Consider the following 8,019-nt stretch of genomic DNA (forward strand, 5'->3'; position numbering starts at 1 on the left):
CCTCCAACCGTCAAGCTTGTGCGAATCGCCTTACTACAGGTTGCATTACGACGGAACCCGCAAAAAAGCGTGGACAACTCGGCCGTGAAAATGGTGTTATGAATTCGATTCGAAGCGCGACGCGATCGCGTTTCCATGACGATTCATCCTAAGCGCGGGGTCAGACCATGCTGGAGGCGGATTCCGCTTCCCTCTCCGCGCGTGCGGATACGATTCTTGGAATTCATCGCCCTCAGACCGCGACGCATACCCGTTTCGTGCTGGCGGAGACCTGGCTTCGGTTCGCCCTGCCGGCGCTGTTGGCGACGTTCCTGGCCTGTCTGGCGATCGTGGAGAGCCTGCACCTGAATTCTCAGCGGCAGGACACGATCCGCCACGCGGTCGCGGATATCGATGCCCTGACGCGACTGGTCGCCGCCGCCCTGAATCAGCCCGAGGGGAACGACGCGGACCTGAGCCGTCGCCTCGCAGCCCTACTCCCGGCCCACCTCCTTCCGGAGGGCCGCCAGCTCCTCATCGTCGGTGACGACGACGCCATCGTCGCCGGGATACCGCCCTGGACCGGCGGCCCGACCCTCACCGCCCATCTCGGCGAGATGCAGGCCCTCACCACCCTGCGCGAGCGCGCCGGGGTGATGAATGTGGCCCTGGCCGACGGCAGCCCCGCCCTCGGCGCCCTTCGCGGCCTGCGGACCGGGCGCGGACAGGTCGCCGTCCTGCAGCCCCTCGCGGTCGTCACCGCCGCCTGGAGCGCGCAGGTGCGCAATCACGCCATCCTGCTGGGGGCGGCCGCCCTGGTGATCATCGGGACCGGGATCGCCTACGTGCTCCAGACCCGCCGCGCCTATGCGGTCGATCGGGTCTGCGAGCAGATCAAGCAGCGCCTCGACACGGCCCTGGGCCGTGGGCGCTGCGGCCTGTGGGACTGGGACATCCCCCGCGGCCGGATCTACTGGTCGGATTCCATGTACACCCTGCTCGGATACCGCCGCGAGCGCGAGTTCCTGTCCTTCGGCGACGTCAACGCCCTGGTGCATCCCGAGGACGGCGACCTCTACAGCCTCGCCCGCCACCTCGCCGCCAGCCAGTCCACCGTCGACCACGAATTCCGCATCCGGTCCGCCTCCGGGATCTGGACCTGGATGCGCATGCGGGCCGAGATCGTCCCCGACACCGTGACGGGCGGCCGCCATCTCGTCGGCATCGCCCTCGACGTCACCGAGCAGCGCAATCTGGCCGAACTCAACGCCACCGCCGACATGCGCCTGCGCGACGCCGTCGAGGCGATCTCCGAGGCCTTCGTCCTGTGGGACACCGGCAACCGCCTCGTCCTGTGCAATTCCAAGTTCCGGCACCTCCACGCCCTGAGCCAGGACGATGCCGTACCGGGACGGCGCTACGGCGAGATCATGGGACGCGGCGTGCTGCCGCCGATCCGCCGCGAGATGCGCGAGCTCGAGCACGCGGGCGCCACGGCCCGTACCTTCGAGGCGGAGCTGACGGACGGGCGCTGGCTCCAGATCAGCGAGCGCCGCACCAAGGATGGCGGCTACGTCTCCGTCGGCACGGACATCACCAGCCTGAAGCGCCATCAGGAACAGCTCGTGGCCTCCGAGCGGGAGCTCCTCGCCACGGTCAAGGACCTCAAGCGCTCGCGCCGGACCCTCGAACTCCAGACCCAGCAGCTCGCGGACCTCGCCGAGCGCTACCTCGATCAGAAGGCCCAGGCCGAATCGGCGAACCAGGCCAAATCCGAATTCCTGGCCAACATGAGCCACGAGCTGCGCACGCCGCTCAACGCGATCATGGGTTTTGCCGAACTCATGGAGAGCGGGGTCTACGGCATCCTCGGGTCTCCGCGCTACACGGATTACTGCCGGGACATCCGGTCGAGCGGCGACTACCTCCTGTCGGTCATCGACGACATCCTGAACATGTCGCGCATCGAGTCCCACCGGGTCAGGCTGGTCCGCCGGGAGATCGCCCTGCCCGGGGCCATCGAGGCGGCGCTCAAGCTCGTGGCCGAGCCGGTCCGGGCGAAGTCCCTGACCGTCGATGTCGATCTCGTCGAGGGCCTGACGGTCCTGGCCGACGAGCGGGCCCTGCATCAGATCCTGCTCAATCTCGTCCAGAATGCGGTGAAGTTCACCCCCGAGGGCGATGGCCGGATCATCGTCAAGGCGCGGCCGGCGGGGGATGCCGTGAACATCTTCATCGAGGATACGGGTATCGGCATCCCCAAGGCGGCCCTGCGGCGTCTCGGTGCCCCGTTCCAGCAGGTCGAGACCAACCTGACCCGGACCTACAAGGGCTCCGGCCTCGGCCTCGCCATCGCCCGCTCCATGGCCGAACTGCATGGCGGCTCCCTGCGCCTGCGCTCGCAGGAGGGCCTGGGCACCATCGTCCTCGTGCGCCTGCCGGCCCCGACGCCGGAGCGCCTGCGCGACGTCGCCTTCGAGTCGTCCCAGGAAACCGTCGCGTCTCTGCGCGATGCCGCCGGGGCGACGCCGAGCCTCGGACGGATGGAGCCGGCCGCCGGCTGAGATCGTCTCCCCTCGATCGGGGTGGAGGGGGTCATCGGCAAGCCCGCGCGGCGTCCGTGCGACGGCGGGTTTCGCGATCGCGCGAAAATCCCGGGACCGGACACCTCAGCCGAGGAGGCGCTCGAACAGGGCCCGGACCTCGGCGCGGCGCTCGTCGAGGCGGACCATCAGGTGGGCCGCATCCGGCATGCCCAGCGCCACGGCCAGGCGCGTCATGGCGACGGGCGAAGCCCGGGTCGGGTCGCCCTCCACCATCAGCCGCTGCCAGTGCAGGACATCGTCGAACTGCCCGTAGGCGTCGCGCAGGCGTTCGGCCTCGTCCCGGCCCAGGAGACCGTGCTCGGCCGCCCGCGCCAGCACCTCCGCGCCCGCCACGCCCGCGAGGTCGGGGAACCGGGCGCCATGGGCCAGGACGAGGGCCTGGGCCAGGAAGTCGAGATCGAGGAGACCGCCGGGCGCGAGCTTGAGATCGAGGGGGCCGGCATCGCCCTTCTCCTCCGCCACCAGGGTCCGCATGGCCCGCACGGCGCCGTACACGTCGGCGGCCGCGCGCGGGCGCGTGACGATCGACCGGATCGTGTCGAGGAGTTCGGCGCCGAAGCCGGCATCGCCGGCGATCACCCGCGCGCGGGTCAGGGCCATGTGCTCCCAGAGCTCGGCCTCGGCCTCGTGATAGGCCCGGAAACCGCGCAGCTGCACGGCGACCGGCCCCTGTCCGCCGCCGGGCCGCAGGCGCAGATCGACTTCGTAGAGGTGCCCCCGCCGGGTCGGGACGGTGAGGGCGGCGATGAAGCGCTGGATCAGGCGGTTATAGGCCACCGCCGCGTCGAGGGGGCGCGGTCCGGCGCTCAGGCGCGCCTCGGGATCGAAATCGTAGACGATGACGAGGTCGAGATCGGAATCCGCCGTGAGCTGGCACGACCCGAGGCGGCCGAGCCCGAGGATCGCGAGGCGCCCCTTCGGCACCGTGCCGTGCTCGGCGAAGAACGTCTCCGAGACCCGCTCGAGGGCCGACGCGACGACGGCGTCGGCCACGGCCGTATAGGCACGGCCCGCCTCGGCCGGCGCGAGGATGCCGGACAGGAGGCGGGCGCCCGTGAGGAAGCGCAGGTGCCGGGCGGCGTCGCGGCTGCGGTCGAGGAAATCCTCGTGGTCGGCCGGATGTCCGAGGAGGGCCTGGAAATGCGCGGCGATCCCACCGGGCTCCGCGGGCGGCGCGGAGAAGTCGCGCTCCAGCACCGCATCGAGGACGTGCGGGCTGAACGAGACGGTCTCGGCCAGGCGCGGCGCGGTCCCGAGGAGGTCGGCGAAGAGCAGGCGCAGGCGCTCGTTCGAGCGCAGAATCGTCAGGAGCTCGAGGGCGGCAGGCATCCGGGCGAAGGCCCGGTCGAGGGTTTCCAGGGCCGCATCGGGCTCGGCCGTCCCGCCGAGGGCCTGCAGCAGGGCCGGGACGAGTTCGGTCAGCACCTCGCGCGCCCGCGCCGTGCGGACGGCGGGGCGGCGCCCGAAATGCCAGCCGCGCACGGTCTCGACGGCGCGCTCGGCCTCGCGAAAGCCGAGGGTGCGAAGGGTGGTGAGGGTTTCGGGGTCCTCGCCGGTCCCGCTGAAGACGAGGTCGCCCACCGCCGCCGACAGGTCCGGCTCGGCCTCGAACAGCAGGGCGTAATGGGCCTGGACCCGGCGGGCATGGTGCAGCAGCGCCGTCTCGAACGCCGCAAGCGTGGCGAACCCGGCAAAGCGCGCGAACCGTTCGAGGTCGGCGGGCTCCGAGGGCAGGCGCTGGGTCTGCTCGTCGCGCACCATCTGGATGCGGTGCTCGATGGTCCGCAGGAAATCGTAGGCCGCGGCCAGCTCGTCGCGGGCCGTCGCGTCGATCCAGCCCTCGTCGGTCAGGGTGGCGAGCATCTCCACCGTGCGCCGGCCGCGGAGGGCCGGCCGGCGGCCGCCGAACACGAGCTGCTGGGTCTGGACGAAGAACTCGATCTCGCGGATGCCGCCGCGCCCGAGTTTGATGTCGTGCCCGGCCACCGCGATGGTGTCGTGGCCGCGCACGGCATGGATCTGCCGCTTCATGGCATGGACGTCGGCGATGGAGGCGAAATCGAAGTACTTGCGCCAGACGAACGGACGCAGGTCGTCGAGGAAGCGCGCGCCGAGGGCGAGGTCGCCGGCGATGGGCCGGGCCTTGATGTAGGCCGCCCGCTCCCAGTTCTGGCCGAGGGTCTCGTAGTAGAGATAGGCGGCGTTCAGCGATACGGCCGTCGGCGTCGAGCCCGGGTCCGGCCGCAGGCGGTAATCGACGCGGTGGACGTAGCCGTCCGCCGTGCGCTCCTGCAGGAGCCTGGCGATGCCTTGCGCGAGCTTGGTGAAGAACGGCGTCGGCGCGATCCCCTCCTTGAGGGGGGCGGCGGTGGAATCGAAGAACACCACGAGGTCGATATCGCTGGAGTAGTTCAGCTCGCCGGCGCCGTGCTTGCCGAGGGCCAGGATGACGAGCCCGGACCCGGCTTGGGCGTCGTTCGGATCGGCGGGCAGGAACCGCCCCGCCGCCATCGCTTCGGCCAGGACGGTGTCCGTGGCCGCCAGGACGGACGCATCGGCGAAATCGGACAGGGCGGCCGTCACCCGGTCGAGGCTCCAGAGCCCGCCGAGATCGGCGAGGGCCACGAGGAGGGCGTGCTCCGTGCGGTTCACCCGCAGGGCGCGGGCGACGGCAACGGCATCGCCCGCGCCGCCGGCGGCGCGCTGGCGCGCCACGAGATCGGCATGCGCGGCCTCGGGCGATTGCGAAACCAGCGCGGCGAACCGCGCCGGATCGCGCGCCACGGCCTGCCACAGGAACGGCGATTGCTCCGCCAGGGCGAGGAGGAGCGCTCGAAGGGGCGCATCGAGCAGACCTTCGGGGAGCGCGTCCGCGATATCGCCGAGACGCCGGCCCGCGGCATCCGGATCGACAAGGGGCGGGGCTCGGCGCAGGCGGTGGTGGAGGCTGCCCGACTCGGTCATGTGCGGTCTTCCACGGCGAGAACCGGGAGGATTACCACGACGGCGAGGCCGGGGGCATTGTCCTCGAGCTCCAGACTGCCCTGGTGCAGGCGCACGATGGCCGCCACGAGGCTGAGGCCGAGGCCGAAACCGGGCCGCGAGCGGGCATCCTCGAGGCGGACGAACCGGTCGAGGACGCGCCCCCGCGCCGCCTCCGGGATTCCGGGCCCGCGATCGGCGACGACGAGGCGGATCGCAGGGCCCCTGCGCTCGGCCGTGACCCGGATGCCGCCGGCGTCCGGACGCTCGGCCCCGTACTTCACCGCGTTGTCGATGAGATTGGCGAGCGCCTGGCCGATGAGTTCGCGGCTGCCCACGAGGCACAGGCCGTCCTCGGCCACGACGTCGAGGGACAGGCCCGCCTCGGCGGCCACGGCCTCGTAGAGTTCGCCGACCTCGCGCGCCGTCGCGCCGACATCGAACGCCGCCATGAGTTCGCCGGTGGAGACTCCCTCCAGGCGGGCGATCATCAGAAGGGCGTTGAACACCCGGATCAGCCCGTCGCTCTCCTCGATCACCCCTTCCATGGCCAGCCGCAGTTCCTCGGCATCGCGGGCCGAGCGCACCGCCTCGTCGGCCCGGTTGCGCAGGCGGGTGAGGGGCGTCTTGAGATCGTGGGCGATGTTGTCGGAAACCTCGCGCAAACCCCGCATGAGTTCGCCGATGCGCTCCAGCATCTCGTTGAGGTTCTGGGCCAGGCGATCGAGTTCGTCGCCGTTGCCGGCCACCGCCAGCCGTCCCCCGAGATCCCCGGCCATGATCCGCCGGGTGGTCTCCGTCATGGCGTCGACCCGCTTCAGCACCCGGCTCGCCACGAACCAGCCGCCGACGACACCGAGGAGAATCACGAGGATCAAGGACGTGCCGAAGGTGCCGCCGATGACCGAGCGCAGGCGGTCGCGCTCTTCGACATCGCGGCCGACGATGAGGCGAAAGCCCCCCGGCAAGGTGAAGATCCGCATGATCGCGCGGTGATCGAGGCTGGACGAGCCGCCACGGGCATAGGCGGCCTCGGTCTGTCCCGGCTCGGCGAGGAGTCCGGGCGGCAAGGCACCGACGTTGCCGACCACGTGCTCGCCGGCCGCCGTGGTCACGAGGTAGAGCGAGGCCCCCGGCTCGCCGGCCCGGCGCTCGACCACGGAGATCAGGCGCCGCAGGCCGCCGGACTTGTACTGCTCCGACAGGCCGTTGATCTCCGCCTCGATGGTGGAGACCATCTGGTCGTCGAGCACCCGGCCGGCGTTCCAGGCGACGTAGCCCAGGGCCAGGAACGCGAAGGTGGCAAAAACCAGGAGATAGGCGAAGGACAGCTTGAACGCCGTCGTGCGGAACAGGTTCTGAAGCTTGCCGTTGCCCCGCGCGGGCGACCATCGAGGAAGCCGAAGACGCGCAAGCATCAGGCGCCGCGCGCCTCGTCGGCACGCAGGATGTAGCCCGCCCCCCGCACGGTGTGGATGATCGGCCCCGCGAAATCCTTGTCGACCTTGGCCCTCAAGCGCGACACGTGAACGTCAATGACGTTGGTCTGCGGGTCGAAGTGGTAATCCCAGACGTGTTCGAGCAGCATCGTTCGCGTCACCACCTGGCCCGCATGGCGCATGAGATATTCGAGGAGCCGGAATTCACGCGGTTGCAGGGCGATCTCGTGCCCGCCCCGGGTGACGCGGTGCGACAGGCGATCGAGTTCGAGGTCCCCGACCCGGTAGGCCGTGGCCTCGGTGGTGCCGGCCGGCGCGGCGCGGCGACGGGCCAGGATCTCGGCCCGGGCGAGCAATTCCGAAAAGGCGTAGGGTTTGGCAAGGTAGTCGTCGGAGCCGGCACGCAAGCCCTTCACCCGGTCGTCGACCTGGCCGAGGGCCGAGAGGATCAGGACCGGCGTCGTCACCGCCTGCTCGCGCAGGGACCGGATCAGCGACAGGCCGTCGAGCTTGGGCAGCATCCGGTCGACGATGAGCATGTCGTAGTCGCCCTCGCGGGCCAATGCGTAGCCGTCGAGGCCATCGTGAGCCAGGTCGGGGACGTGACCGGCCTCGCGAAAGGCTTTTGCGAGGTAGGACGCCGCCTCGCGGTCGTCCTCGATGATGAGCAGGCGCATGGGGCCGAACGATACGGTTTCGCTGCGCGACGGGAAAGCCGTTCCCACTCTCCCCTCCCCTCTCCGACCATGCGGAGAGGATGCGGGGGCCGTCATGACCGGACGCTGGCCGGCCGATGACGGTTTGGTCATGGAGCGAGGCCCGAACGCGAACAGGCCGCCCCGTGAGGGGCGGCCTGTTTCGGTGGGATCGTCTGGAGGGAATGACTTGATGATGTGCTGTGCAGGTCTGGCGGCGACCGACTCTCCCGTGTCTTGAGACACAGTACCATGGGCGCTGGTGCGTTTAACGGCCGAGTTCGAGATGGGATCGGGTTCTGGGCACACCGCTCAAAC

4 protein-coding genes and 1 rRNA gene are annotated in these 8,019 nt (G+C 70.4%); 1 reads left to right on the forward strand and 4 read right to left on the reverse strand.

Going from position 1 to position 8,019, the window contains the following annotated elements; all coding sequences use genetic code 11:
* Positions 1 to 167: 167 nt before the first annotated feature.
* On the forward strand, positions 168 to 2,543 hold the full coding sequence (locus tag ASF28_RS15035; protein WP_056094043.1) for a PAS domain-containing sensor histidine kinase: 2,376 nt from the start codon (positions 168 to 170) through the stop codon (positions 2,541 to 2,543).
* A gap of 105 nt (positions 2,544 to 2,648) precedes the next feature.
* On the opposite strand, the gene ASF28_RS15040 is transcribed toward ASF28_RS15035, so the two are convergent.
* The 4 genes from ASF28_RS15040 to rrf all read right to left on the reverse strand — a co-directional run.
* Positions 2,649 to 5,549 (reverse strand): bifunctional [glutamine synthetase] adenylyltransferase/[glutamine synthetase]-adenylyl-L-tyrosine phosphorylase, encoded by a 2,901-nt coding sequence (locus ASF28_RS15040; protein WP_056094046.1) that lies wholly within the window; start codon positions 5,547 to 5,549, stop codon positions 2,649 to 2,651.
* On the reverse strand, positions 5,546 to 6,985 hold the full coding sequence (locus tag ASF28_RS15045; protein WP_056094048.1) for a HAMP domain-containing sensor histidine kinase: 1,440 nt from the start codon (positions 6,983 to 6,985) through the stop codon (positions 5,546 to 5,548). The genes ASF28_RS15040 and ASF28_RS15045 overlap by 4 nt, the downstream gene beginning before the upstream one ends.
* Positions 6,985 to 7,683, reverse strand: coding sequence for a response regulator transcription factor (locus ASF28_RS15050; RefSeq protein ID WP_056094051.1), 699 nt, complete (start codon positions 7,681 to 7,683; stop codon positions 6,985 to 6,987). The genes ASF28_RS15045 and ASF28_RS15050 overlap by 1 nt, the downstream gene beginning before the upstream one ends.
* Positions 7,684 to 7,910: 227 nt before the next feature.
* Positions 7,911 to 8,019, reverse strand: a 5S ribosomal RNA gene (gene rrf, locus ASF28_RS15055); the annotation flags it as partial.

Source organism: Methylobacterium sp. Leaf99, assembly GCF_001422375.1.
Taxonomy (GTDB): Bacteria; Pseudomonadota; Alphaproteobacteria; order Rhizobiales; family Beijerinckiaceae; genus Methylobacterium.